Below are 25375 nucleotides of genomic sequence, written 5' to 3' on the forward strand. Positions count from 1 at the left end.
TAAGGAATGAGAAAATATATGGTTACCGCCGTTCTTGTAGTGTTCGCGGTTGTTACAATCGGGACGTATTATGTACAGGCTTCACAAGAGACACCACCTAATTATAAGCTGACGATGGTTCAAGGGGATGCTTCTCTCGTTGAAGATATAGCTTTATACGGAAATTATCTGACTAAGGATAGTGTTTTTGGCATCAAACGAGCTAATATCACTACAAATGGTACAGATTATCCAGATGAAAAGTTAACGATCAGCCAAAGCTTAAACCGAAGACCAGTGAACACACAATTGGATAAATGGAGGGATCAGCATCGTCAGTTCATGCGTGGAAAGAAGAACTTAGCTGGGTTTTATGAAAATCAGGATATGCTTGCTTACGTGAATTGGACCGTAGATAAGCAGCAATCCAATGATCCTTCAGCGAAGAAAAATGCTAAGCTCAGTATTTCTGTGCTTAACAAGCAGAAGAACAATACGCTGGAAATCACATCCGATATCAATGTAGATCATGATGTTTCAGATATGTATGTACAAAATGTACAGCTTGTTGATCAAGAGCTTGTTGCAATGGTGTTTTTGAATCACAGCGCCAAAGGTTATGTATCTGAACCGCAGATTATCCGTGTTAATCTAACAACAAAGGAGATTACAAATGAGCCGCTCGTGTTACCAGGAGCTAAATCTGAAGCAGCAAATGGGGATAATCAATTCGTTAGGTTAGCCAATCAAAATCTGGATCACACGGATCAATGGATTTTAACGGTTAGTAAAGATAATCATAAAAAGGCATATCAAGTAGATGTTGCAACAGGACAAATCTCGCCGCTCGCGTTCCAAGGGCATGAAATGTTATTGAATAATATTATGAATGCGTATGGACAGAAAATTTATTTCCTGCAAAAAGCTGTATCGGGTAAGGAGAATATAGGATTTACTGTTATTTCTTACGATCTCGTGAGTAAAGAATATGAGACTACTTTGAAGAATACAAATATAGATTTAAGTGAAAACATTACCTATGATTTTAAACAAAACTATCTCTATATTGTGGGTTATAAGAATTTCAAAGGTAATCGTCTATATGTATTCAATTTGACAAGCGGTAACCTTGAATACGAAGGAAAAGTAGTATCAACGGAGGCTGCAAATCAGGCTGAAGATGAAACTAACATGGATTTGAATTTTATCGATCTCGGTCAGTATTAGAATTACTTGTAGAATAGAAAAATAGAGATAAAGAGATATGAAAAGGTACCAAGGCCGAGCTAATGACTTCTAATAGTCAATTAGCTCGGCCTTTTAGTCGAAAATTATAAAACAGCCAATAATAACTGTATTTCGATTAAAATATATTGTAATACGATAAATAATGTGATAAATTCAATTCACAATAAATCTGTGAGGTGTGTTTTTTATGGAAAGAGGATCAACACTTTTTTTAAGGGCAGCGGTTATTCTTATAGGTATCCCGGTGCTTGCTTTGTGCATATTTGTGGTGCCGGAGATAGCGAGTTTCGCAGCAGAACTGTATCCGGATTATAGTTTATTGAAATATCTCCTTGCCATTGATTTGTATGCCTCGGCGATACCTTTTTACTTTGCACTGTATCAAGCTTTTAAACTGTTAGGCTATATTGACAAGAACAATGCTTTCTCGGAAATGTCTGTACAGGTTTTAAAGAAAATAAAATATTGTGCAATCATCATCAGTTGCTTGTATGTAGTTGGTATGCCACTCTTTTACCTCATGGCGGAGAAAGATGATGCCCCCGGGATTATAGTCATCGGTTTGATTATCATTTTTGCCTCCATGGTGATTGCCGTTTTTGCTGCAGTTCTACAAAGGCTTTTAAAAGAAGCTATTGATATAAAATCAGAAAATGACTTAACTGTCTGAGGTGAAAACAATGGCGATTATAATTAATATCGACGTGATGCTGGCTAAAAGAAAAATGAGTGTTACTGAGCTTTCGGAGAGAGTTGGAATAACAATGGCTAACCTTTCTATATTGAAAAATGGAAAAGCAAAAGCGGTGCGATTATCAACGTTAGAGGCAATTTGTAAGGCTTTGGAATGTCAGCCTGGAGATCTATTAGAATACAAAAATGATGAGGAAAGTTAAGAATGAAGTCAATAACACAATTGCTGCATTTTGGATATCATCAGGCGATGAGTTGCATATTTCCTATTGCGATTTTTGGGACTTTAGCTCTTTCTAACATAATAGAAATGCCTTTTCTTTACCGTTATGATGCCATTCTTCTAATACTGCTTACAGTGCAGTACCTCATGTACCGTACTGGATTAGAAACACTGGATGAAATAAAAGTAATCTGTGTGTTCCACGTTATTGGTTTATTGCTGGAAATCTATAAGGTAAAGATGGGTTCATGGGCATACCCTGAGCCAGGGTTTACGAAGGTGTTTGGTGTACCCCTCTATAGTGGATTTATGTATGCAAGTGTCGCAAGCTTTATGTGCCAGATATGGCGAAGATTGAAAATGGATATGACCGGTTGGCCGGGGCTTGCTTCAGCGGGATTGTTGGGAGGAGCCATCTATTTAAATTTTTTCACACATCATTTCATTCCTGATTTTCGCTGGTGGCTGACAGCGCTTGTGGTTGTTGTCTTCTGGAAAACATGGATCATTTATAGGGTACGGACGGTTACCTATCGAATGCCCTTGACACTGGCCTTTTTTATTGTAGGATTTTTTATCTGGTTAGCTGAAAATATCGCTACATTTTTTAATGCATGGAAATATCCTGATCAATATCAAACGTGGCAACTGGTTAGTTTCAGTAAGATCAGTTCGTGGTTCCTTCTAGTGATCATTAGCGTCATTATAGTTGCCCAGCTTAAACATGTTAAGGCTAGCCGTAATCCGATAAATTCATAATTGAGCTGAGTTCGGACAATACGGTTGATTTGACGAATAAATCAATCGTTTGTTACAATGACGGCATCAATTAGGAAAAGGATGAGGACGATGGTTCGTCGTTTGAAACGGTTTAAGAATGTCGCTACTGCATCAAGCTTCTAAGTATAAATGAATTACATTACTTAGAAGCGAGGGAAAGAAAATGAAACAACATCAGTTTAGCCATTGGTCTGAAATTAAGTATTTGAAGGATGTTGTCACCAACCCAATGATTGAGGTAGGAGATTACTCTTACTACTCTGGTTATTACGATAATCTTGATTTTGAAGATGGGTGTGTTAGATACCTTTGGGGTGATGAACAATCAAGAAAGTTGTTTAATCCCAGCGAAGATTATGGTTGGCATTTAGATAAATTGATTATAGGAAATTATGTTTGTATTGCTAGTGGTGTAATTATTCTCATGGGTGGGAATCACAATCATCATCCTGAATGGATCACCGTATATCCTTTTGTAGATCAGATTGCAAACTCTTACGAATCCAAAGGGGATACAATCATTGCTAGTGATGCCTGGATTGGGATGAATGCAATGATTATGCCCGGTGTGAAAATAGGCGAAGGTGCTATTGTGGCGGCAGGATCGGTTGTTGTAAAGGATGTCCCACCGTATACGATAGTAGGCGGCAATCCTGCTAAAGTGATCAAGCAACGGTTTACAGATCTAGAAATCGAAAAGTTAAAGGAAATGCGCTGGTTCGATTGGAAACGTGAGAAAATTGAGCAAGCCACGTCTATCTTTTCAAGTTCATCTGTTGATCAATTATATGAATTTTACCTTAAAGAAATAAAAAAATAACAAATCAGAACAGGCTGCCAGTATATTCTGCAGCCTGTTTTTTTAACTGATGGGTAGTTTAACAATAATTGTTTTTTACCAGATTAATCCTAATTAGTATGTTAATATAGGAATGGACTCATTTAATAAGTTAGGAGGAAATTATATTATGGCCTTACCTTTACAAATCCGTCGAATGACACAAAATGATATTGATATTATACATACGGGGTTATCTGAGCATGATGTAAGCCAACCTCTTGACTATGTGCAACGTTGTTGGGAAGAAAATCAAAATGAAAAGCGAGTTACACTTTTAGCTTTTTGTGAAAATGAGTTTGTTGGATGGGGACATGTGGTATACAAGTCGGAATACCCTTATTTTGCAAAAAATAATATACCTGAAATTCAAAACTTTGACGTCATCCCGCCATTTAGGAAACGTGGGGTAGGAAGTGTATTAATTGAGGCTCTTGAAAAAGATGCTTTTACTATTTCTAATACTATTGGTATTGGTTTTGGATTATACGCTGACTATGGAACTGCACAACGGCTGTATATAAAGCGTGGTTTTATCCCTGATGGGCGGGGAATCATGTACGATAATAAGCCTGTTGAGCCTGGGGCACATGTTTGTGTGGACGATGATCTCTGCCTTTATCTTATAAAAACTATTGAGCAATAGAAGCAGCTCTTGTACGGGGGAGATAGATTCTGAAGTATATCGAATTGGGTCTCGGTAATACGTGGCTTATTAGAACTGAAACGGAGTTAGAGGATGGAACGGAATATGAAGAAAAAGGCATAGTGAAACCGGTAAAGTTCCGCTCGTTATATTTCAGGATTTGGATTGGCAAAACCGTAATCATTCTAGACTTAAAACAAGGCTTGAAAATAAGTAAGAAGAGTCGTAAAAAGTTGAAGATTATTTTTGGTATAACAAGTCTTTAGGTTTAGCATGACAAGGTTGCCGTCTAAATGAACAAATGGAGGAGACCTGACACGAGACTTAGCAGTCCACCTGAGAATTATTAAAAAACTCAAAAATATAACGACAAGCGAGGTTTAAATGGATAATCCAGAGATTTTAACCCAAGCGCTGTCTAAATTTTATGAAGAACTTGAACGAACTAATTTACCGGTTAATACTTTTATGCTATTGCGAAAGGGAGAAGTTATTACTGACTTTTACCGTCAACCGTACCGCAAAAACGTTCCCCAGGTTTTATTTTCTCTAAGTAAGAGCTTTACATCTATTGCAGCAGGCATAGCATGGGATAACGGTTATTTTGAATTAACGGATAAAGTAGTTTCTTTTTTCCCGGATCAGCTTCCTAGCTCAATTTCACCTAATTTGGCTAAGATGACGATACATCATCTTCTTTCCATGAATACGGGACATAACAATAATATATATGGTGCGATAGCCAAGCAAAATGATTGGGTTCGTGCCTTTTTAGCTTTGGACGTAGAAGATGAACCGGGAAGTTATTACAATTACAATACACACGCCACTTATATGGTTTCGGCTATTATCGAAAAGACGACTGGAGAAAATCTTGTTGATTTTCTAATGCCAAGATTATTTGCCCCATTGGACATAGGAAGACCAGATTGGGAGACTTGCCCGTTAGGAATGGTTGCTGGTGGAATGGGACTAAGCATACCAACAGATGGAATTGCGAAATTTGGCCAGATGCTCCTCAATCAAGGGGTTTATAATAGCCGTAGAATTGTTTCTGAAGATTATTTAAAGCTGGCGCTAAATGAACAAAGCGATAATCGTTGGGGACAAAATAAGGCTGACTGGTCAAACGGATATGGTTATCAGTTCTTTATGTGCAGGAATGGATGTAAGATGGGGAATGGAGCTTTTGGTCAATTGTGTTTCATTGATCCGAGTCAAGAGATTGTGATTGCTGCAACTTCAAGTTTTACCGAGATGAAGAAGTTACAGGATTTTTTAGATATCATATATGCAAATTTACTGAACCTTGATTGGCCAACGGTTGCATCTAACATTATTAAATCTCCTACCTTTACCTCCTTAGTAGAAAGGATAGTTAAAGTAGATTATAGATCTTACAGTGGAATTTATATCTTTGAAGTAAATAAGCATAAAATCAAAGAATTAACAATGAAGTTTGAAGAGGAGCACCTTAGTTTTTCTTTACTTTACGACGATCATTTAGATGAATTTCCGTTCGATTTTTCAAGGCCTACCCATGCAAAGAGTTTATTTATTAAAGACTTATCCCTTAGTGAGCAGGAAGTTTGTACATCTGCAAGCTGGCAATATGCTGATTCTAAATTAATCCTCACGGTATATTACATTGAAACCCCTTACGTAGTTGATTATACCTTGAGCTTTAGCGGTAAAAAAATTGAACTGTATATGCATAAGAATCTTTCCTTGGAGGTTAGAGAAGACATAACTGTTATTGGTTTGGAGGGATGAAATGACCAAGGGTAAAGGTTGGATGGCTGTTTTATTTTTGCTGTTTTCTTTAGTTTTTGTGGGAATCACACATCAGGGAACTATGTTTGGGGATGACCTCTTCAGAACCATTGGAATTCCGCCTTGGAGCGAGCCTGCGACAAACCATGGTTTACATTACTCAGCAATATTCGGGATTATTATGTTAATCGCCAGTGGGAGTTTAACTATAAAGCACTTTAGACAGCGTTATAAAAAATATGTAGGCAGAACCGTTTTACTTGCTATCATCATTTTCATTACATTATATCCATTTCTAACAGAACGATTGTATTATCTTGTGAATATGAACAATGAAGGAATTGAAGTTGTGGATTTTCTGAAAAAAGATTCGCACTGTATGTACGGTACTCAAGAGGATATTGTGCAGGTTCAATGTACAATCAGGCTAATCAACTATGGCGGGCAAAATGAACCCGTTATGATCCGTCCAATCTTTCGAGAGTACGGTAATCCTCAAGGGATCTGGTCATTCGCAGAGGTTCAGCCGCAAGAGATTACCTTGTTACCAAGATCTAATATTAAACATAACATTCACTTTGAGAGTAAGCCTGACGCTCGGATTGCTGAATTCAGGGCGAACGGTAATACCGATTATTTTGGTGTGGAGTTCGTCAAGGATGGACATAAAAAGGAAGTCATTAGGGACTGAATTAATAAAAAGATTCATGTCAGTATTAGCTTTGATATTATTACAGCTGAGTAGTAACGGAAGGGAAGGTTTCCAGTGACTCAACGACTGATAACAAAAGTGAACCAGCGCCTCGATAGTGTGCGTGTGCTGGTTCAAGAAATGATCATGTCTATAGGTAGCGAACAACGGAAACAGGAAGCGTGTGTTCTTTTGTACGGAGTGTCTAGCTTCGCTTCATTCCTTGCCATGAAAAGAGAACAAAATCAGGAATTGGCAGCCATTATAGGACTGCTTCATAATTATTATTTCTTCAAAACCGGAGTCAAGGAATTTCCAGGTCCCAACAGTGCAGATACCGTAAGGCCTTTATTAAGAGACTTGAATATGTTTACCAAAGAAGAGCTGATTCAAATTCTAAAGGCGATCTTCCATCAAGGGGACAGGAATAAAGTTCAGGGTCCCTATGAAGAGATTCTAAAGGATGCTCAAGTTCTACAATTACACTTGCAGAATAGGGGATGTAATGTAACACAGCAGGACACGAATAGGCTTCGGAATGTACTTCGTCAAATGACGATTCCAGAGGACTTTTTGGCAGAGGTAGATTACAGTAGCGGGGCTGAAGTTCACCAGCCTACAGATAAACGAGGTAAGTTAGCTAATATTGCTGAAGCATTTGGAAAAGAAAACATTGTTGGAATACCAGGAAATGAACGATATCGAGAAATCTGTAAATATTGGCCTGACCAAGGGATTTATAAAGTATTACAAAACAATTGGTGCGCAGCATTTGTATATTACTGCTGTATGCAAGCTGGATTTCTGCTGCCGATTCGATATCCGAATGCTGATTTTCGATTAGCTGGCGTAGGGGCTTGGTTAGAGTGGGCGCAACTACCTGAGACCCAAATTTTTTATTTTGACGGGCAAGAGGGGTTTACTCCTCAACGTGGTGATATTGTGATTTATGAAAAATTGCTAACTAATGACCCTCACGATCATACAGGTATTGTTTTAGCATGTGATGACAAAGAGATCTTAGTTGCTGAAGGAAATAGGGATAATCAGAATTATTCCAGTGTTTTTTACAGAGATCGCTGGCATTGCGTATATGGCTATATCCGTATCGCTAATGACTATGAATTTGAGTATAATGGAGAGTATACTCCATTATAGTTGAGGATGAAGAAGATTGCTTAATGGGCGAGTGTAGGAATTATATACTTGCCTTTTAAAAATGTTAGAGTTATCATAGATTTCTAAAGTCGTTAATGGAGGTGCTGAATGAAATATTCCCAAGCGACAGATTATGCACTTCATGCAATGCTCTATATGGTAACAGTGGCGTCTGATAAACCGGTGGGTGTTCAAATGCTTGCTGAGAAGTTAGGTGTTTCCCAAACCTATCTGTCCAAAATGATGACTAAGCTAGTGAAGGCTGGATTGATTCAATCTGCACCTGGTGCTAATGGTGGTTATCGTCTCAGACGCAAGTCGGAAGAAATCTCTTTTTTGGATATTATCCATGCAATCGAAGGAACGGCTTCCTTTTTTGAATGCAGTCTAGATCACGGAAGTGAATGTCTGATTCAACAGGTTGTGATTGACGCTGAGCGACAGATGGAGCAGTACTTAGAGAACACGAAAATTGCAGATTTGGCAAAAACGATGAAGACGGAGTAAAGATCCGTTCTTTTTTCGGGATTAATAGAGATAATGTGAATCCGTAATGACTTTAATAGGGGTTTTGATACTAAAATGTGAAATTTAAAACAATGGAGGATGATTACAATGACTGAAGAGCAAAAATTAAATGCCAAGAGGGCGACCTATGAAAAAACCACTCATATTTCGATTCCCTCTTATGATTCATTATTTTCCATGATCCAATCTTATTTTCGTTTCGAATTAGGTGACATCCCTGTATCTATGCTCGTGGTCGGTGCGGGGGGAGGAAATGAATTTTCGGCATGGGGGCCTTCTAACCCAAACTGGACATTTACGGGAGTGGATCCTTCGGAAGATATGCTTAAGATCGCGAAATTAAAGATAGATGAACTGGGCTTAGAGAGCCGTGTCAGTCTGATTCCTGGGACAATCGATGATCTTCCTCAGCAGGACTCAAAGTTCGATGTGGCAAGTTGTATTTTGGTCCTTCATTTCATCCATGATGTTCAAGAAAAATTGAAATTGCTTCGCTCCATAAAGGATAATCTGAAACCGGGTGCTCCATTTGTTCTCGTAAGTGCATATGGAGATTTGGATGATCCTGAACTCCACCACAGAATAAACGTATGGAAAAGCTTTTGGGTTGCAGGGTATGAATCTCCCGAAGCGTTTAATAATGTAAGTAACAATATTACGAAAATTTCTTTCCTTCCCGAAAAACAAATTGAAGAGTTATTGAAAGAATCAGGCTTCACGAGAATCACTCGATTTTATTCTACTGGAATTATGGCAGGCTGGATGTGTCACGCGGAGTGACTTGAATACCTTCGGACCCAGATGACGTTATTTGCATATATTTAGTCTTTGGAGCATGATTTCGAACTTCAGTGCTGCTATTCCTTAAATAGAGGATGATATATGGTGATTATCAAGCTCATAGCGGCTATGGAGTCCGCGAGCACCCTTAATATAGGAAAAAGTAGCGCATAAGGTCAACTGTGTCCTATAGCGGCTTCGTTCGTGTAAAAAATATCAAATCAAACCAAGTTCAAGGATTAGATCAGAGATCAGTTAGGCACAAGAAGTAAGGGTGCCCAACAGCCATTATATGGCTATGGACACCCCATTGTTTTAAACGAAAGGGACTACTCTATACATGAAGCTTGTAACGATTTGCTTTGCTCATCCGCTGAATGTCTGCAAGTTCCTGCGAAGTGAGTGGAGCTACATCAGCAGCCATTACATTGCTTTTTAATTGCTCCAGACTGCTTGCCCCAGGAATAATAACGGCTACAGATGGATTAGCTAGTGGATAATGAAGCGCTGTTTGTGCAAGATTGCGAGAGTCACTAGTTTCCTGCGAAAGCTGATCATGTAAATTCAGAAGTTCCTCAATACTGTAATCTAAGTAATTCTTCTCCGCCTTGCTGCGACCACGCTCTGATAGAATGCCCCCTGCTAAAGGTCCGCGTGCGATCATGCTAATTCCCTGCTTAGCTAGCAGAGGAAGGATTTCTTCCTCAGGACGTCGATCTAAAATGCTATATTGGCTCATAACACTTACGATATTTGATTTTTTCACATATTCTCTAATTACATTAGGACGAATAGAAGAGATCCCATAATAGCGGATAAGACCCTCTTGCTTAAGTTCTTCAAAAGCTTCAATCGTTTCGTCAATTCGATCTTCAATAGTGCCGCCATGCAGCTGGTATAGATCGATGTAATCCGTTTGCAGCCGTTTGAGACTATCTTTGACTGCATTTTTAATATAGGCTTTTGAAGGGTCCCAGCTCCAGCCTTCTTGACCGGGAATTCTGCGGTTGCCAACTTTTGTGGTCAGGATTACATCCTGTCGACGTTGACGAATGGCTTTGCCAATAATCTCTTCATTACGGCCCTCATCATAAAGATCTGCTGTATCAACAAAATTGATTCCTTGATCGAGTGCTTCATGAACAATGGAAATGGCTTTCGCCTCATCCGTACCCAAAGACATACAGCCAAGTCCTATTTCACTTACATACAAATCGGATTGTCCTAAACGATTTTTTCTCATAGCGCATTCCTTTCTACTTCTGTTGTTGTTATATTATAACGTTTTGGAGATTTGAATTCTAATGGTGCTGCTGACTTCCATTGACTTTATGATCTTTTGGCTTTATCGTCATAGCATATATTATTTATTAGATGAAGATAGATAGGGAGAGATTTGATCATATGGAACAAGCGATGTTTGCAGGCGGATGTTTTTGGTGCATGGTGACACCGTTTGAGGAATTACCAGGCATTCATGGAATTGTATCGGGATATGCGGGAGGGTTAACTGAGAATCCAACCTACGAAGAAGTCAAAACCGGAACAACGGGGCATTACGAGGTTGTGCAGATTACGTTTGATCCAGCGCTTTTTTCATACGAGAAGCTGCTTGAATTATATTGGCCTCAGATTGACCCTACCGATGATGGTGGGCAATTCCAGGATCGAGGAACTCAGTACCGGACAGCGATCTTCTATTATAATGAAGAACAGCGGTTAGCGGCTCTTGCCTCGAAAGAACAGGTTGCGGGCAGCGGCAGATTCTCCGGTCCAGTCGTTACGGAAATTCTTCCGGCGCCAACTTTTTATCGTGCAGAAGAGTATCATCAGGATTATCATCATAAGAATCCTAAGCACTACAAAGAAGATCGGGAGCAATCCGGTCGGGATACTTTTATCGCAAAACACTGGTAAGCATTGAAAAATCTAGACCAAGAGCATCCTGAGTCATACATGGCTTACGGGATGCTCTTTTTGCATTATATACAAATTTTTTTTATTTTAAATTCTACATACTTTCCACACATTTGTAGACTAAACTACTCTAAATCAAGCGAGAACATCACACAGGAGGGTTTAGGATGAAAAAAATCATACCATTTGTTGCCGTTAGTTTGCTTTTGAGTACAGTGATAACAAGCTGCCAATCAGGCAATAATGTTCCATCTAAGGTTAATTCGCATGCTAGTTCTGCAACGGTGGAGCCACCTTGGATAGCTACGAAGAATACTACTCGCATTAACACTTCAGATCCGATTCAAGCCGCAGTGTTAGTTTCTCAGACTTTATGGACTGCGCAAACAAAGAATAATAGACCCTCAAGTGTAGTTTTGACGGATGTGAGTAATTGGCAGATTTCCGCAGTTAGTGCAGATTTGATTCATCATCCCAGTAACGGCCCCGTCCTGTATACCGCAAAAGATGGGGTTCCTGAGGTTACCCTCGCAGAACTTAAGCGACTGAATCCAATAGGTGCTGATGGCAATAATGGGGTTCAGGTAGTGCTTGTTGGGCCTATGGCATCTAATGTAGAACAACAATTAAAGGCCATTGATTTAAAAGTAGACCGGATAGAAGGGGATGAGGCAGCGGCTGTAGCTCAGGCTATAGATACTTATTACGCTAAAGCAGCCGGCGAACTTCCAAAGTCGGTCATAATTGGTTCTATGGATAGCCCTGAGTACACGCTGCCAGCAGTGAATTGGATCGCACATATGCCGGAACCTCTACTCTATGTAACCAAAGACGAAATTCCTAACTCAACGGTCGAGGCTTTAAAAGAACGTGGAGGTAGCGCAACTATTTATATCCTAGGACCAGAAGACATTGTCTCAGCAGATGTAGAAAAGCAATTAAAAGAATACGGAACAGTTACCCGTATAGCTGGACAAGATGTTTTTAAGAACGCTATAGCTTTTGCAAGTTTTAAGGATGCCAATAACGGATTCGGCTGGGGAATCACTACACCCGGTCATAACCTGTCTTTGTTAACCACGGATTCAACGATGCTCGCTATCGCCGCTGCGCCGTTTTCCCATTTGGGGAAACATGCGCCGCTTATTTTTACAGAAAAAGACGGGCTGCCAGATTCAGTAATGGAGTATATGATGGAGCTTCAACCTAAATTTCAAGATTCACCAGCGGAAGGTCCTTACAATCATGCTTGGATAACTGGAGATAACCTTGCAATAAATGAGCGAGCACAAAGTGAAATTGATGATATGCTAGAAATCTCACCTACTGCAGGAGGCAATCCGCATTCCGGCCACTAACCATAATCACAGGCTGGCATCATTTAGGGATGATGTCGGCTTGTTCTGTATTTTTTTGTATAATGAGAAGAACTAGGTCATAAAGAGGGTGAACGGCTTGAATAAGCTACAGATACTGATCGTAGATGATGAATGGAACATGCGGAATTTATTGCGGATTTATTTAAGTAAAGAAGGGATGTCTACAAAAGAGGCGTCAACGGGTCATGAAGCACTCCAACTGTTGAAACAACACAGCTTTGACCTAATCTTGCTGGATGTGATGATGCCGGATATGGATGGCTGGCAGGTCTGCAAGCTGGTGAGGGAGACAAGCTCTATCCCAATTCTAATGCTAACCGCACGTTCTGAAACCAAGGATAAGGTACGTGGTCTCGGTATAGGAGCAGATGATTATCTTACTAAACCGTTTGAGCCGGAAGAATTAGTGGCTAGGATTTATTCTCTGCTGCGGCGTTCAACACTTACATTTGCCCACCAACCTCAGGATAAGGTGCTCACATACCCTGATTTTAAAATATACCCAGAAGCTAGGGAGGTACATATTCAGGATACATCCATTGAATTCACTCTCAAGGAGTTTGATTTACTGGCTACTTTGGCGCAAAACACTACCCGGGTTTTTACGAGAGAAGAACTGGTGGAACGATTATGGGGGAATAATTATGAGGGGGAGAATCGTGTTATCGACACCCATATTAAGAATATCCGTGAGAAATTGCATAAGGCAGGCCTCTCCTATAATCCGGTTCAAACAGTGTGGGGGTTAGGTTATAAATTTCACGCTCCAGGTAATCTGGTATGAAAAATAACATCATCGGACTTAAGCTTGGTTATATTATAATGTCTGTTTTTTTAGTAGTTTTGCTTGTTCTTGGAATTACTATAGACCGGATGTTTACAAGCTTCTATTACAACGAGATGCAAAAAGAGACGGAGGAACTCACCTCACATTTTATCGGAATGGCGGAATCGCAGGATAGTTCAAATGAGCAGATGATGAGTACCTTTGCAGAATTTTCGGATGTCAGTATCTTTAATATCTCGAAGGATGGCAATGTGATACTCCACTCGGGTGTACATGATCGTTCGGATCGTTCATTCATCCAAGCTTCGGATGTTAGCCGGATTTTCGCTGGGAAAAGTGTTGATTTTGAGTATAAAGATCCTGCTGGACATTCCTATTATATCATTGGAAAACCAATAATGGAGGGGGATACAACTCAGTCTGCACTTTATGTAATGTCCTCTACAGAGAGTATGAAGCAATCTTTGGCTTCCATCCGGAACCTGCTGCTGATTGCAGGAATAGGGGCTTTTATATTGGCTATAGGGATCACTGGTGTGATCGCCATGATTTTGTCCAGACCTCTGATCAAGATGCAAAAGGCAACCCGGAAAATCGCGGCTGGCGAGCTGGAAACGAGACTTTCTATACGTAGCAACGATGAGATTGGTTTTTTGGCAGAGGCTATAAATGATCTGGCTGTCGATCTGCAACGATACAGGGATACACGTCAGGAATTTCTGGCAAATATCTCACATGAGCTGAGAACGCCCATTACATATTTGGAGGGGTATACCAAGGTAATAAAAGATGGACTTTACGAGACCGAAGGGGAAAGAGATCTATACTTGGATATCATTCATCAGGAAGCACATCGGCTCCAGCATCTTGTGGATGATTTATTTGAACTGGCAAAGATGGAGGAAGGAAAGGTTACTCTTACCCAAGAGTGGATCGATCTCAGTCAGCTAGCGGAACAAGCCGTGCGCAGAGTTGAACTGAAAGCAAAGGAGAAGGGGTTACTGCTGAAGCTTCAGCTTAGCGGAGATGCGTATATGATCCGTGGAGATCAAAAACGTATGGAACAGATTATTATGAACCTTCTGGAAAATGCAATTCGTTATACGGATGAAGGTGAGATTATTGTTCATATGGAATTTGCAGCGGATGCTGCAACTCTAATTGTTGAAGATACAGGAATAGGTATTCCTGAGGAAGAGCTTCCCTATATCTTCGAGCGTTTCTACCGGGTAGAGAAATCACGTTCAAGACAATACGGCGGTTCAGGTCTGGGACTTTCCATTGTTAAAAAGCTGGTGGAATTGCATGGAGGCAAGATTCGAATGATAAGTCAGCCTGGAGCGGGTACTCGTTGCGAGGTGCAACTATTGAATCTATCTAAATCCGAATAAATGTAAGTGAAAAGAGACTTCATCATATACAAAATGAGGTCTCTTTTTTTGCTTGTTTATAATGTTATTTATTCGACTCAAGCTCTTCAAGTGCCCATTCACAAAATTGTATAGAGCTCTCCATATCAAGCACACGTTTGCGGATCAGTAAATAACGTCCAAAAGTTGTGGCTTTTAACTCACGAGTCTCACCGCGTTCATCACGCAACACTTCGTTTGCTTTGAGCAAAACCTTGTATCGCTCCAACTCACTCTTACAAAACTCTGCACGTTTTAGTAATAGGTCCTTGGCTTCTGCCGGGTTGGATAGCCATAAGCTATACAGCTTAAAATGCAGTTCATCCCGCAGCACCGGAGGCTCAGCAGGAGTTTCCACCCATTGCCGCAATTGCTTCAGTCCTGCTTCCGTAATGGAGTATTCTTTTTTATCCGGTTTGTCGGTCTGTTCAATGAGCTTAAAGGTGATATAACCTTGCTGCTCCATGCTCATTAATAGAGGGTAGATTTGACTATGTCCAGCACGCCAGAGCGGCTTGATATTCTGAGTTAATTCATATCCAGACAATGAGTTAGCGCTAAGTAAAGCTAGAAGTCCATAAGACAGTGTATTCATTACTATAAAGCCCTCCAGTTATTATAAATCCGTTTTCATTGAATTTTTCGGGGATATGTCATCATTGACATATTGATCATACGATTATAACATTATTCAAGTCACTTTATATATGTAAAAGTAGACATATAAAAAATAATGAGGAGGGGAAGCATGGAAGAAAATCAAGCAAGCAAAATACATTTTTGGCCGATCATGATTGCCATATTCTTCGGAAATTTCGTCTCTGTCTTAAGTACAACGACGATCAACATTGCTGTTCCTCTTTTAATGGATCATTTCAATACGAGTCTGAACACCATGCAATGGATGGTCACGGGCTTTATGCTGGCGACAGGAGTAACCGCACCACTCGCCGGATATCTCGGAGGAAGATTCAGCTACAAAAGGCTTTATCTTTTCGCCTTGATGGGATTCACCATGTTCTCTTTGCTTTGTTCTTTGGCATGGGATCCAACATCATTAATTGTATTTCGGATGCTTCAGGGTTCGTGCAGCGGTCTCATTATGGCTTGTACGATGACCATCATATTTCAAGTAATTCCGGGAGAACGCAGACCTTTTGCTGTAAGCCTCTGGTCGCTATCCGCGATGGTCGCGCCAGCCATAGGTCCGACGTTTAGCGGTTGGCTGCTCCAATATGCCAGCTGGCATTGGTTATTCTTAATTAACATTCCTATTGGAATTATAGCTGTTATTCTAACCCTAACGTTAATCCCATATTATCGAATGAATATTCCGAAGTCATTTGATATTCCTGGTTTCCTCACCGTTGTCCTCGGTAGTTTATCGTTATTAACCGCATTTAGCCAAGGCAACAGCTGGGGATGGACTTCATGGAAAACTTTATCGTTAATCCTTTTGGGGGTTGTGTTGTTAATTTTGTTTGTTTTGCGCGAGCTGAAGGCGGAGGTGCCTCTGCTGAATTTGCGTGTATTCCGTAATCGCCGTTTTACCGCCATGCTTAGTATCTATAGTTTGGTTACGATTGCGATGTATGCCGGAACCTATTTAACCCCTTTGTTCTTACAAACGGTAGAAGGGGCTACAACGCTTAAAACAGGGCTGATTTTATTGCCGTCCTCGATCCTCCTTGCCTTACTGAGTCCAATCGTAGGTAAGCTGTATCCAAAGTTCGGACCTGTGAAGTTGATTTCTGCGGGTATTTTATTTATATTCATCGGTTTATTCATGCTTAGTCGGCTGCAAACGAACATATCTTATAGCTTTATTATGTGGGCGATGGTCGTTCGTAATCTCGGCATTGGACTAGCCAATGTTCCAAGCAGTACAGCCTCAATGGAGGAAATTCCCGTCGAATGGTCTGGGCATGCTACGTCGATCAACAACTGGGTCCGCAATGTGTTAAGCTCACTTGGGATTGCAGTATTCACTTCCCTGTTGTCGAGTAGATCTTTACTCCACTCTAAAGAGTTGATCAGCTCCGGTGCAAGTAATACAGATTCGATACGTTTACTATCGTTCACGATGGGTGTGAATGATGTTTTTGTGGTAGGTTCCATTATCGTGTTGTTTGGATTTCCGCTGATGTTTTTATTACGCAAGAAGCGTACTGTGGTAACTGTACAAAGCGCGGGATAACCGGTACGAGACAAAAAGCAGATCAAGGTTTTATCCTTGATCTGCTTTTTGACTTAGATTACGTTATGTTAATAAACTTTAATGCATCATATCGCCCATTCCACCCATACTGCCCACAATTTCCGGATTAATCATCCCAAATATCATCGCTATATGCGCCACGACCAAGAAGCCACTAATTAGCAGAAAATGCAGCTTCATCTTGTGCTCTTCCGATCGTTTACGGGCAATCAGATCAAGATCTAACAAAGCCAGTGGCAATAAGAAGAGTACTCCGCTTAAATAGAAGCCCACGGCTACGATATCAACCCATGTGTGCCATTCCCCATTCACAGACAAAGGAATAAACGCAGTTGGGAACAAGTAAAGGAATACCCCTGTGAAATATAACCCTGCGAGTATGCTGCAGACTTTGTTGAAGGATCGTAGCGGGCCTGTTAGATTCTTGGTGAACAAAATAATAAACTCTGTAATGGTAATCGTCTCAGCGAAAATCACGGGGATTGCCATGAATATAATCAAGTTCCAAGGCTGGTTGTCCGCTAGCAAAGACATGTAATGCGTCATGTTCATAAGATACTCCTCCGATAATATGTAATAGCTTCGGTTACTTATCGTATTCGAGAAGTATGTGGAAAGTATGTGGAAACGAAGGTATGATAAATATATGCAATAATAACAGTCGAGGGGAGCAAGACAACCGTGGGAAGAGGATTACACAACATTTTATTTGATTTAGATGGTACTTTAACAGACCCCAAAGAAGGCATCACCAAAAGCGTAGAATACGCTTTGAACAAATTTGATATACAGATCGAACATTTGGATGAGCTTCTTCCTTACATAGGTCCTCCGTTATATGATTCATTTATCGAGCTGCACCATTTCACTGAGGAACAAGCGCTTGAAGCGGTTGCTTTTTACCGGGAGCGTTACAGTGCCACGGGATTATTTGAGAATATGGTGATTGAAGGTATACCCCAATTGCTGGAGGGACTTAAGACGAATGGATACTCATTGTATGTAGCAACCTCCAAACCGACTGTTTTTGCAGCACAGATTCTTGAGCATTATAAGCTCGATCATTATTTCAAACATATCGGAGGAAGTAATCTGGACGGTACCCGTTCTAAGAAGCAAGAGGTTATTCAGTACGTGCTTGATGAGAATGACATACATCCAGAGGAAGCGGTAATGATAGGAGATCGTAAGCATGATATGATCGGTGCTATTGGCTGTGGTGTCGAATCTATTGGAGTGACTTTTGGTTATGGTCCCAAGGAAGAGCTTGAACAAGCCGGAGCAGACCATATCGCCTTTCGTGTGGAAGAAATTGCAGATATCATTCAGCATATTTCATTGAGAGAACGGTGCACCAAATGAGTGTTATGAATACTGAACTACTTGACGGGAAAACAATTAAGCTGGTTCCAATAGATGAAAGTCATGCAGAAGGATTGGCGAGAATGTTAAGAAATCCAGACATCTGGGAATTTACCTGGCGAAAAATAACGTCGGACGAGCAGGTGCAAGGATTAATCTCAACAGCTTTAGCAAATCAAAAAAACGGTTCACAAATTACCTTTACTATTATTGAGAAAGCAACAGGTCAAATTATCGGAACCACAAGGATTATGCATCCGGATTTGGTTCATCGCAATGCGGAAATCGGATGTACCTGGATCTCGCCTGATTATTGGAGAACTAGTGTGAACACAGAGGGCAAGTCGCTGCTGCTACACTATTGTTTTGAAGAACTAAAGCTGATCCGCGTAGAATTTACAGTGGTCACGAACAACTTGAGGTCACAAAGAGCAGTAGAACGAATAGGGGCGGTTAAAGAAGGGGTTCTGCGCAAGCATAGAATCAAGTCTGACGGATCGATTCATGATAATGTGGTCTTTAGCATATTGGATACCGAATGGCCTGCTGTAAAAGAGAATCTGCATTATTTGATAAATGACAAATACGCATAAATATAGATAGAAGCAAACAAACGGGCTAGGGGTTGTTCCATAGGGAGCTAGACTTCATCTAGAATAGATGAATCAGAGTGGCGATGGAAGCAATTTGTTGAAGCAGAGCGAGCGTTTAATTGTATTTTGTACAACTATAATTCCTTAATTGGTTGGGTCATAGATATAACTGTATTTAGTACATCTATTTTCCTCATTTACTTCCGTATAGGTAGATTTTTAGGTTTTTAATTGTACAGAATACAATTAAAACAAGTATAGTTGCTTTTTCATCCGGAATAAGTGCACAGAATGCAGTTATTTCACATTTACCCTATATCACTCCCCATTATCTCATTCGAATCCTTTAAATTAGGTGCTAGAAGTATACTAAGAGGGGATACAACGGAAGCTACGGACGGTCCGAAAGGATCCCTCAAGAGCATCAGACTTGGCAACTCCTGCATAGTGTGTGGACAATTATACTTTGGTGGATCAGCGGATGTTTAAGCGGGTTAAATCAGAGTGTATAAGGATTTGCCCATAAATTTGCTTAAGACCCGCCACAGATCAAAAACACCAGGCAGCGATACTCCAATTCCCGGAGTATCGCTGCCTGGTTGTTTTTTAATAACAGAGACCGCTACAAATTCTAGAAAGAGCTGCTTGGGGCAGCGCCTTCTTTTATGATTCAGCCAATAGGCTGCTTATGGTTATTGTTTAGGACTTACAAGGATTTTCACTTGATTTTTTTCTTTCAAAAGTGCCTCAAACCCGTGATCAATCACTTCATTCAGTTTAATTCTCTTAGTAACAAGCTTCTCAGCAGGGAAGTACCCTTGTTCCATCAAGCTAATTACAGCTGGGAAAACATCACGGTATCCGATGATACCAGTTAAGTTGCGTTCTTTAAGTACGATATTGTTTGGAGTAATCGTAGCATCTTTTTCGAAAATACTAACGATCATGATTTGTCCACTCAATTTAGTGGAATTAATGGCTTGGGTTAGAACGGGAGGGACGCCAGTGACTTCAAAAGCAACATCTACGCCACCATCGGTACGTTTTTGAATTTCTTCGACCACATCATATTGTTTAGGATCGATTACAATACCACCGAGTTCTTCAGCTTTACTCTTACGTTCTTCAGAAAGTTCTACAACATAGATTTCCGCTGCACCGGATGCTTTCAAAGCTTCAATGACCAGCAAACCGATTGGGCCAGCACCGAATACTACAGCTTTATCTCCAACCTTTAGTTGACTGGAACGAACAGCGTGTAGAGCAACGGCAGAAGGTTCCACGAGAGCACCTTGTTCATAGGATAAGCTGTCTGGAATTTTGTGCACCATATGTTGGTCTGCTGCGACGTATTCTGAGAATCCACCGCCACCACCAGCCAAACCTAGGAAGCCCATTTTTTCACAAAGATTATATTTACCTTGTCGACAAGCCACACATTCACCACATGCAAAAACAGGCTCGACGACGACGCGATCACCAACATTAAACTTGCTAACGCCTTTACCTACTTCTACGATTTGTCCAGAAAATTCATGTCCCATTACGACTGGAGCTTTTTCACCAGTAAGGGGATGAACAGTACCTTGGGGGATGAAAATAGGGCCGGCTACATATTCATGAAGATCGCTGCCACAAATTCCGCACCATTCGATTTTGATTTTCACTTTTCCTTCAAGGGCTGCTGGTTCTTCAATCGTTTCTAACCGTAGATCTTTGACGTTATGCCATCTTAATGCTTGCATATCATTCATCTCCTAGATTAATAATTGATAATAAATAGTGTTTTATTTCTGGAAAAGAGGAAACGTTTCCGAGAACAAATATGTCACATAATTTTCATATTGTCAAATTTAAATAATGAAAATATTAATATCGAAAATTAGTGAAATATTTCACTAAAACAGAGGTATATCAAGACTTTAGGTTCGCATTAGCAGCTGAGATAAGTATTCTTCTATGTACTATTATGTTATAATCTATACATTGAAATTTTGACTTTAGATGAGCGGAATAAAGATAAATACGAAAACGATTCCGGAAATAAGGGGACTATCAGAGTGGCTAATAAAAACAAAGTAACCATAGAGGATGTAGCGAAACGGGCGGGGGTAGGTATTGCTACTGTCTCAAGAGCCATTAATAATTCAGAGGGAATTAGTTCCAAGACCAAGGCGCTGGTACTTCAAGTGATTGAGGAGATGGGTTTCACTCCGAACACCTCTGCGCAAAGCCTTAAAATCCGCCAAACGAAGCAAATTGCTCTGGCCGTTCCTGACATCCGCAACGCAATTATTCCGGATATCGCCTGGTCCGTAGAGCAAGCCGCTAAACAACATAGCTATCGGGTAATTCAAATTAATACTTCTGGCAACCCGCGCACTGAGCTCGAAACGATTCGTGAGGTCAAAAAATTACATGTAGATGGACTCATTATCATGCCTCTTGCTTATCCAAAGACCATGGTAGAGTTAATTAATAAATCGAGTGTTCCGGTCTCCATCATTAACTACGGGAAAAGAATCACAGAAAATGTGAAAGCAGACATCGTCAGCTTGTCACGTTTTGAAGGTCAATTAGTGATGGAGCATTTAATCAATATCGGTCGAACTAGAATTGCATATGCAGGAGCTCAAAAAGATCTTATTGAAGATCGTTATCTTGCCTATCAGCAAGCTTTAAAACAAGTGGATATTTCGCTTGTTTATTTTGGCGAAGACTTTTCCTTGCAAACGGGGTTACAAGCTGCTGATTATTTCTACAGCCTGACACATATGCCAGACGCTATTTATGCAGTGAATGACATGGTGGCGATAGGTATTGTAAATCGTTTTAAAGAATTAGGCGTTCGTGTTCCGGAAGATGTGGCGGTGGTTGGGGTGGATAATAACTCATGGACAACTATTACAACGCCTCAGATTAGTTCGGTTTCCATCATGGGGAATGAAGTGGCGCGTTTAGCCACACAGCTTCTTTTACAACGTATTCAGGATAATATTACCGGGGAGTATCAAAGGGTGCAGCTTGATCCACGATTAATCGTGCGAGAGTCGAGTGTTTCGGTTAGACGTAGTACGAATTAACGGCCTCAATTTGCGACTAATAAGAATCAATAGCTTGTAAATCCTTTAAATCCTGCTAGACTTAATACAGAGTAATTTGATTGGAAATTAAGAAATGAGGTGCGGATCATTATGGCTAATATTTACATGAGCTTAACCGATCTGATCGGAAATACACCGTTATTAGAGATTTCAAAGTATAGTAAAACCCAAAACGTAGAAGCATGGGTTCTTGCCAAGTTGGAATCTTTTAATCCTGCAGGTAGTGTTAAGGATCGTATTGGGTATGCATTGATCAAAGATGCGGAAGAGAGAGGTCTCATCAATAAAGATTCTGTCATTATTGAGCCTACCAGTGGAAACACTGGGATTGGACTTGCTTTTGCAGCTGCTAGCTTGGGGTATTCACTGATCATCGTCCTACCAGATACATTTAGTATTGAACGCCGTAAATTAATGCTGGCACTAGGTGCTGAGCTTGTGTTAACACCGGGAACTGAAGGGATGAGCGGAGCTGTAAGAAAGGCAGAACAATTAGCTGCGGAAATTCCAAATTCATTTATTCCCCAACAATTCAGCAATCCTGCGAACCCGGAAATACACAGAACGACTACAGCTGAGGAAATTTGGCGGGATACCGATGGAGATGTAGATATTTTTATAGCGGGTGTTGGTTCTGGAGGCACTATCTCGGGTGTTGGAAAAGCGTTGAAAGAAAAGAACCCCGCAGTCCAAATCGTTGCCATCGAGCCGTTTGACTCCCCTGTTTTATCAGGAGGCCGTCCTAAGGGACATGGGATTCAGGGCATTGGAGCTAACTTTATTCCGGAGAATTACGATAATGAGGTAGTGGATGAGATTTTTCAGGTGAGAAATGATGATGCCTATAGCGTATCACGTGCACTTGCGAGAACAGAGGGTTTGCTGGTGGGTATCTCCTCCGGAGCAGCTGTTTACGCAGCTACACAAATCGCTAAGCGTCCTGAGAATAAAGACAAGACCATCGTGGTAATTCTGCCGGATTCCGGTGAGCGTTACTTAACAACTACTCTGTTTGATTTTTAACGGAACATGAGCTCGAGATCCAACTAATTGGCTTTAAAATCATGAGGCTCAGCAATATGCTGAGTCTTTTTGTTGTTGGAGTATTGGCTGGGTATCTCAAGATTCCGGGTATCTCAAGTAACTAAGAAGTTTAAGAGGGATTCCAAAACTTCCATTATTACAAGTAGCTAAGAGAGTTTAGTGTGTTACGGACCGTATAGCATCTATTTCGCCTTTTAAGCTCATTTTGCCGAGGTATCGGACTGCATAGCACTTATAGGCCAACATTTGCGGATAAGTGGTGTGGTTTTGAGTAAATAGCTGCAACTGAGTCCGTTAGCCTGCCGCAAACCCGCAAATGAACAAAATAACGTCTCCTGAGTCCGATCCATCGGCGAAAAGTATGTTATCCAGTAGGAGGATTCCAAAACTCCAATGTTCTTGAGTTTGATCCCTCAACACAACACGATGATTGCCCCTAAAGCGACTCGCACGCCTTAAATCACCCGCCTCACAAATTCTAACCGTTTTTCCTGTTGTGTAATTTCCAGTTTAGAATAAAATGGAACTATTCCGCTAACCGCGCGTAACCGATAAATAAGAGAGATAATGATAGATCAGGAGGTACATATGAACACGAGAACTCTAAAAATACTGCTACGTACCACACTTGCTGCCTTATTGTTAAGTGTATTGCTTTTGCCGGCTGTAAGTTTAGCCAAAACTGCTGTACCTAAGCATACCGGTTCATTTTATGTGAATGATTTTGCGAATGTGATTGACGAGAAAGCAGAGAATTACATGGTGAACTACGGTATTCGATTACATCAGGCTACTGGAGCTCAAGTGGTGCTTGTAACTGTCGACTCTACTGAAGGGGTTTCGATGGAAGAGTATGCAAAATCGCTTTTCAATAGCTGGGGTGTGGGGGCTGCAGATAAAAATAACGGTCTGCTGCTGCTCCTTTCTATAAAAGATGATGATTATTGGGCGGTACAAGGTAAAGGTATAGAGGAATCATTGCCTAACAGTAAGATTAAAGAGATTCTTTCACAATATCTTGAGCCGGATTTCGCAGCTAAAACATACAGTAATGGTGCTAGGAAGACGTATGGAGCTTTTATTCAAGCTATGGGCGGTACTTGGGCAGAAAATGTTGGCACCAAAAATTACGTATCCGATAATGCGGGTGTGCTCAAAAAAGTAACTAAAGACTATCTGAACGATTCCAGCAACAGATATAAAACAACAACCGGAAGTGGAATTTATGTAGTTACCGTAAAAAATGCTGGAGATAAAACATTGCAGGACTATACCTATATGAAGTTTGCTTCGGTAGGTGCTGGTCCTAAGGATGTTATGCTTGTATTGGACATAGGCGGAGACAACTATCATGTTCTACAAGGCAAGGATATCGACAAGGTTTTAACTAATGAGGCTATTAGTAATATTTTAAATACCGTGCTTGAACCCCAATTTGTGAAAAAAGATTACGGAACGGGAGCTACAACGACAGTTAATTCGTTCTACAGTTTCTTGTTAGCGAGAGCGGATCATCCGCAAGGAGTCACTGGAAACAACGGAAACAATGTTAATCCTGGAACTACAACGAACTCTGGTACTTCCTCTACTACTGCTATAAGTGGAGGTGAGGCGGTTAGTAAAAGCAAGGCTTTTCTAATCTTCTCAGCAATTTTTGGTTCGCTCATCTTATTTGGATTTACTGCTTCACGACGCAATAGATATATAGAAATGTATGGTTTGCCATTTAATCCATATAGCCAAAGGAATATACGCCGTTATGGTCCTTGGCATGGTCAAGCCGATTACGGTTATGGCAGACGCTGGCATAGACGTTATTATCATCACCATCATAATCATCATAGAAATACACCATCCAATAACTCACAGTCAAGCTTCTGGGGAAACAGTGGTGGCGGAGGCTCTACTAACGGTGGCGGTGCAGGAAGGTATTCCTCAAGCAACGAGAACCATGGTGGTGGAGGTTCCAGCAGTGGTGGAGGAGCAGGAAGACATTCTTCCAGCTCTTCAAGCAGCAGCAGATCTAACAATGATAGTGGCTCTTCCGGTGGAGGAGGTTATTCCGGCGGTGGTGGCTCATCAGGTGGCGGCGGTAGCGCTAGCAGCGGCGGTGGAGTAGGAAGACATTAGAATTTGATTAGCTATATGTGAGCAGGTAGCCAAAACTTTGGAAACCTGCTCTTTTTTGTTTTTGAAATGATGACTATTACTCAAACAGAAACTTT

The 25375-nt window shown here is 40.7% G+C and carries 26 protein-coding genes; 22 read left to right on the forward strand and 4 right to left on the reverse strand.

Going from position 1 to position 25375, the window contains the following annotated elements; genetic code table 11:
• Nucleotides 1-6 precede the first annotated feature (6 nt).
• The 12 genes from NSS82_RS15790 to NSS82_RS15845 all read left to right on the forward strand — a co-directional run bounded on the left by NSS82_RS15790 (nucleotide 7) and on the right by NSS82_RS15845 (nucleotide 9337).
• Complete coding sequence (locus NSS82_RS15790; RefSeq protein WP_036678162.1) at nucleotides 7-1206, forward strand: hypothetical protein; 1200 nt, start codon at nucleotides 7-9, stop codon at nucleotides 1204-1206.
• 208 nt (nucleotides 1207-1414) lie between these two features.
• Complete coding sequence (locus NSS82_RS15795) at nucleotides 1415-1897, forward strand: DUF2975 domain-containing protein (protein ID WP_076272502.1); 483 nt, start codon at nucleotides 1415-1417, stop codon at nucleotides 1895-1897.
• A gap of 10 nt (nucleotides 1898-1907) precedes the next feature.
• On the forward strand, nucleotides 1908-2123 hold the full coding sequence (locus tag NSS82_RS15800; protein WP_036678155.1) for a helix-turn-helix domain-containing protein: 216 nt from the start codon (nucleotides 1908-1910) through the stop codon (nucleotides 2121-2123).
• Nucleotides 2124-2125: 2 nt separating this feature from the next.
• Nucleotides 2126-2902 carry a DUF817 domain-containing protein gene (locus NSS82_RS15805; RefSeq protein ID WP_038570784.1) on the forward strand — a complete coding sequence of 259 codons (777 nt, stop codon included), beginning with the start codon at nucleotides 2126-2128 and terminating at the stop codon, nucleotides 2900-2902.
• A gap of 184 nt (nucleotides 2903-3086) precedes the next feature.
• A complete protein-coding gene (locus NSS82_RS15810) occupies nucleotides 3087-3743 on the forward strand; it encodes a CatB-related O-acetyltransferase (protein WP_076272503.1) in 657 nt (218 codons plus the stop codon).
• 148 nt (nucleotides 3744-3891) lie between these two features.
• The gene (locus NSS82_RS15815; protein WP_076135037.1) at nucleotides 3892-4407 is read left to right on the forward strand and encodes a GNAT family N-acetyltransferase; all 516 of its coding nucleotides are present in this window, start codon (nucleotides 3892-3894) and stop codon (nucleotides 4405-4407) included.
• Between the two features lie 29 nt (nucleotides 4408-4436).
• Entirely contained in the window at nucleotides 4437-4673 is a 237-nt protein-coding gene (locus NSS82_RS15820) for a DUF3977 family protein (protein ID WP_076272504.1), read from the forward strand.
• A 118-nt stretch (nucleotides 4674-4791) separates the two neighbouring features.
• Nucleotides 4792-6180 (forward strand): serine hydrolase domain-containing protein, encoded by a 1389-nt coding sequence (locus NSS82_RS15825; protein ID WP_076272505.1) that lies wholly within the window; start codon nucleotides 4792-4794, stop codon nucleotides 6178-6180.
• 1 nt (nucleotide 6181) lies between these two features.
• Complete coding sequence (locus tag NSS82_RS15830; protein WP_076272506.1) at nucleotides 6182-6871, forward strand: hypothetical protein; 690 nt, start codon at nucleotides 6182-6184, stop codon at nucleotides 6869-6871.
• Between the two features lie 75 nt (nucleotides 6872-6946).
• Nucleotides 6947-8029: a CHAP domain-containing protein gene (locus tag NSS82_RS15835; RefSeq protein ID WP_256718487.1), complete on the forward strand. Its 1083-nt coding sequence runs from the start codon at nucleotides 6947-6949 to the stop codon at nucleotides 8027-8029.
• A 108-nt stretch (nucleotides 8030-8137) separates the two neighbouring features.
• Nucleotides 8138-8536, forward strand: a complete 399-nt coding sequence (locus tag NSS82_RS15840) for an RrF2 family transcriptional regulator (RefSeq protein WP_076135029.1) — start codon at nucleotides 8138-8140, stop codon at nucleotides 8534-8536.
• A gap of 108 nt (nucleotides 8537-8644) precedes the next feature.
• A complete protein-coding gene (locus NSS82_RS15845) occupies nucleotides 8645-9337 on the forward strand; it encodes a class I SAM-dependent methyltransferase (RefSeq protein ID WP_076272507.1) in 693 nt (230 codons plus the stop codon).
• A gap of 334 nt (nucleotides 9338-9671) precedes the next feature.
• Here NSS82_RS15845 and NSS82_RS15850 read toward each other — a convergent pair whose 3' ends face one another.
• Nucleotides 9672-10580: an aldo/keto reductase gene (locus tag NSS82_RS15850; RefSeq protein WP_076272508.1), complete on the reverse strand. Its 909-nt coding sequence runs from the start codon at nucleotides 10578-10580 to the stop codon at nucleotides 9672-9674.
• Between the two features lie 161 nt (nucleotides 10581-10741).
• Here NSS82_RS15850 and msrA point away from each other — a divergent pair, with 161 nt between their 5' ends.
• The 4 genes from msrA (at nucleotide 10742) to NSS82_RS15870 (ending at nucleotide 14811) form a co-directional block, all read left to right on the forward strand.
• On the forward strand, nucleotides 10742-11254 hold the full coding sequence (gene msrA, locus NSS82_RS15855) for a peptide-methionine (S)-S-oxide reductase MsrA (RefSeq protein WP_036678131.1): 513 nt from the start codon (nucleotides 10742-10744) through the stop codon (nucleotides 11252-11254).
• Nucleotides 11255-11421: 167 nt separating this feature from the next.
• Complete coding sequence (locus NSS82_RS15860) at nucleotides 11422-12612, forward strand: ArsR family transcriptional regulator (protein WP_076272509.1); 1191 nt, start codon at nucleotides 11422-11424, stop codon at nucleotides 12610-12612.
• A gap of 97 nt (nucleotides 12613-12709) precedes the next feature.
• Nucleotides 12710-13417 (forward strand): response regulator transcription factor, encoded by a 708-nt coding sequence (locus NSS82_RS15865; protein WP_176462543.1) that lies wholly within the window; start codon nucleotides 12710-12712, stop codon nucleotides 13415-13417.
• Nucleotides 13414-14811 carry a sensor histidine kinase gene (locus NSS82_RS15870; protein ID WP_076272510.1) on the forward strand — a complete coding sequence of 466 codons (1398 nt, stop codon included), beginning with the start codon at nucleotides 13414-13416 and terminating at the stop codon, nucleotides 14809-14811. Before NSS82_RS15865 ends, NSS82_RS15870 begins: the two co-directional genes overlap by 4 nt.
• A gap of 64 nt (nucleotides 14812-14875) precedes the next feature.
• Here NSS82_RS15870 and NSS82_RS15875 read toward each other — a convergent pair whose 3' ends face one another.
• On the reverse strand, nucleotides 14876-15424 hold the full coding sequence (locus NSS82_RS15875) for a PadR family transcriptional regulator (RefSeq protein WP_076099308.1): 549 nt from the start codon (nucleotides 15422-15424) through the stop codon (nucleotides 14876-14878).
• 153 nt (nucleotides 15425-15577) lie between these two features.
• On the opposite strand from NSS82_RS15875, the gene NSS82_RS15880 reads away from it, so the two are divergent.
• Nucleotides 15578-17026 (forward strand): MDR family MFS transporter, encoded by a 1449-nt coding sequence (locus NSS82_RS15880; protein ID WP_076272511.1) that lies wholly within the window; start codon nucleotides 15578-15580, stop codon nucleotides 17024-17026.
• Nucleotides 17027-17104: 78 nt separating this feature from the next.
• Here NSS82_RS15880 and NSS82_RS15885 read toward each other — a convergent pair whose 3' ends face one another.
• On the reverse strand, nucleotides 17105-17599 hold the full coding sequence (locus tag NSS82_RS15885) for a DUF6803 family protein (RefSeq protein WP_076099307.1): 495 nt from the start codon (nucleotides 17597-17599) through the stop codon (nucleotides 17105-17107).
• Between the two features lie 129 nt (nucleotides 17600-17728).
• Between NSS82_RS15885 and NSS82_RS15890 the strand changes: the two genes are divergently transcribed.
• Together NSS82_RS15890 and NSS82_RS15895 are read left to right on the forward strand one after the other, a co-directional pair.
• Entirely contained in the window at nucleotides 17729-18409 is a 681-nt protein-coding gene (locus NSS82_RS15890; RefSeq protein WP_076099306.1) for an HAD family hydrolase, read from the forward strand.
• A 5-nt stretch (nucleotides 18410-18414) separates the two neighbouring features.
• Nucleotides 18415-19002, forward strand: a complete 588-nt coding sequence (locus tag NSS82_RS15895; protein ID WP_256718492.1) for a GNAT family N-acetyltransferase — start codon at nucleotides 18415-18417, stop codon at nucleotides 19000-19002.
• A gap of 692 nt (nucleotides 19003-19694) precedes the next feature.
• Here NSS82_RS15895 and NSS82_RS15900 read toward each other — a convergent pair.
• Nucleotides 19695-20747, reverse strand: a complete 1053-nt coding sequence (locus NSS82_RS15900; protein ID WP_038570804.1) for a 2,3-butanediol dehydrogenase — start codon at nucleotides 20745-20747, stop codon at nucleotides 19695-19697.
• Nucleotides 20748-21062: 315 nt separating this feature from the next.
• On the opposite strand from NSS82_RS15900, the gene NSS82_RS15905 reads away from it, so the two are divergent.
• The 3 genes from NSS82_RS15905 to NSS82_RS15915 all read left to right on the forward strand — a co-directional run bounded on the left by NSS82_RS15905 (nucleotide 21063) and on the right by NSS82_RS15915 (nucleotide 25280).
• Nucleotides 21063-22085, forward strand: coding sequence for a LacI family DNA-binding transcriptional regulator (locus NSS82_RS15905; protein WP_036678110.1), 1023 nt, complete (start codon nucleotides 21063-21065; stop codon nucleotides 22083-22085).
• A 111-nt stretch (nucleotides 22086-22196) separates the two neighbouring features.
• Nucleotides 22197-23129: a cysteine synthase A gene (gene cysK / locus NSS82_RS15910; RefSeq protein ID WP_076272512.1), complete on the forward strand. Its 933-nt coding sequence runs from the start codon at nucleotides 22197-22199 to the stop codon at nucleotides 23127-23129.
• 609 nt (nucleotides 23130-23738) lie between these two features.
• Nucleotides 23739-25280 (forward strand): TPM domain-containing protein, encoded by a 1542-nt coding sequence (locus tag NSS82_RS15915; RefSeq protein ID WP_076105619.1) that lies wholly within the window; start codon nucleotides 23739-23741, stop codon nucleotides 25278-25280.
• Nucleotides 25281-25375: the final 95 nt, after the last annotated feature.

The organism is Paenibacillus sp. FSL H7-0735, assembly GCF_038008505.1.
GTDB lineage: Bacteria > Bacillota > Bacilli > Paenibacillales > Paenibacillaceae > Paenibacillus_AQ > Paenibacillus_AQ odorifer.

Excerpts from the sequence above, each read along its gene's own strand:
- NSS82_RS15790 (WP_036678162.1), top strand. The coding sequence starts at position 7 with ATGAGAAAATATATGGTTACCGCCGTTCTTGTAGTGTTCGCGGTTGTT.
- NSS82_RS15795 (WP_076272502.1), top strand. The coding sequence starts at position 1,415 with ATGGAAAGAGGATCAACACTTTTTTTAAGGGCAGCGGTTATTCTTATA.
- NSS82_RS15800 (WP_036678155.1), top strand. The coding sequence starts at position 1,908 with ATGGCGATTATAATTAATATCGACGTGATGCTGGCTAAAAGAAAAATG.
- NSS82_RS15805 (WP_038570784.1), top strand. The coding sequence starts at position 2,126 with ATGAAGTCAATAACACAATTGCTGCATTTTGGATATCATCAGGCGATG.
- NSS82_RS15810 (WP_076272503.1), top strand. The coding sequence starts at position 3,087 with ATGAAACAACATCAGTTTAGCCATTGGTCTGAAATTAAGTATTTGAAG.
- NSS82_RS15815 (WP_076135037.1), top strand. The coding sequence starts at position 3,892 with ATGGCCTTACCTTTACAAATCCGTCGAATGACACAAAATGATATTGAT.
- NSS82_RS15825 (WP_076272505.1), top strand. The coding sequence starts at position 4,792 with ATGGATAATCCAGAGATTTTAACCCAAGCGCTGTCTAAATTTTATGAA.
- NSS82_RS15830 (WP_076272506.1), top strand. The coding sequence starts at position 6,182 with ATGACCAAGGGTAAAGGTTGGATGGCTGTTTTATTTTTGCTGTTTTCT.
- NSS82_RS15840 (WP_076135029.1), top strand. The coding sequence starts at position 8,138 with ATGAAATATTCCCAAGCGACAGATTATGCACTTCATGCAATGCTCTAT.
- NSS82_RS15845 (WP_076272507.1), top strand. The coding sequence starts at position 8,645 with ATGACTGAAGAGCAAAAATTAAATGCCAAGAGGGCGACCTATGAAAAA.
- NSS82_RS15850 (WP_076272508.1), bottom strand. The coding sequence starts at position 10,580 with ATGAGAAAAAATCGTTTAGGACAATCCGATTTGTATGTAAGTGAAATA.
- msrA (WP_036678131.1), top strand. The coding sequence starts at position 10,742 with ATGGAACAAGCGATGTTTGCAGGCGGATGTTTTTGGTGCATGGTGACA.
- NSS82_RS15860 (WP_076272509.1), top strand. The coding sequence starts at position 11,422 with ATGAAAAAAATCATACCATTTGTTGCCGTTAGTTTGCTTTTGAGTACA.
- NSS82_RS15870 (WP_076272510.1), top strand. The coding sequence starts at position 13,414 with ATGAAAAATAACATCATCGGACTTAAGCTTGGTTATATTATAATGTCT.
- NSS82_RS15875 (WP_076099308.1), bottom strand. The coding sequence starts at position 15,424 with ATGAATACACTGTCTTATGGACTTCTAGCTTTACTTAGCGCTAACTCA.
- NSS82_RS15880 (WP_076272511.1), top strand. The coding sequence starts at position 15,578 with ATGGAAGAAAATCAAGCAAGCAAAATACATTTTTGGCCGATCATGATT.
- NSS82_RS15885 (WP_076099307.1), bottom strand. The coding sequence starts at position 17,599 with ATGAACATGACGCATTACATGTCTTTGCTAGCGGACAACCAGCCTTGG.
- NSS82_RS15895 (WP_256718492.1), top strand. The coding sequence starts at position 18,415 with ATGAATACTGAACTACTTGACGGGAAAACAATTAAGCTGGTTCCAATA.
- NSS82_RS15900 (WP_038570804.1), bottom strand. The coding sequence starts at position 20,747 with ATGCAAGCATTAAGATGGCATAACGTCAAAGATCTACGGTTAGAAACG.
- cysK (WP_076272512.1), top strand. The coding sequence starts at position 22,197 with ATGGCTAATATTTACATGAGCTTAACCGATCTGATCGGAAATACACCG.
- NSS82_RS15915 (WP_076105619.1), top strand. The coding sequence starts at position 23,739 with ATGAACACGAGAACTCTAAAAATACTGCTACGTACCACACTTGCTGCC.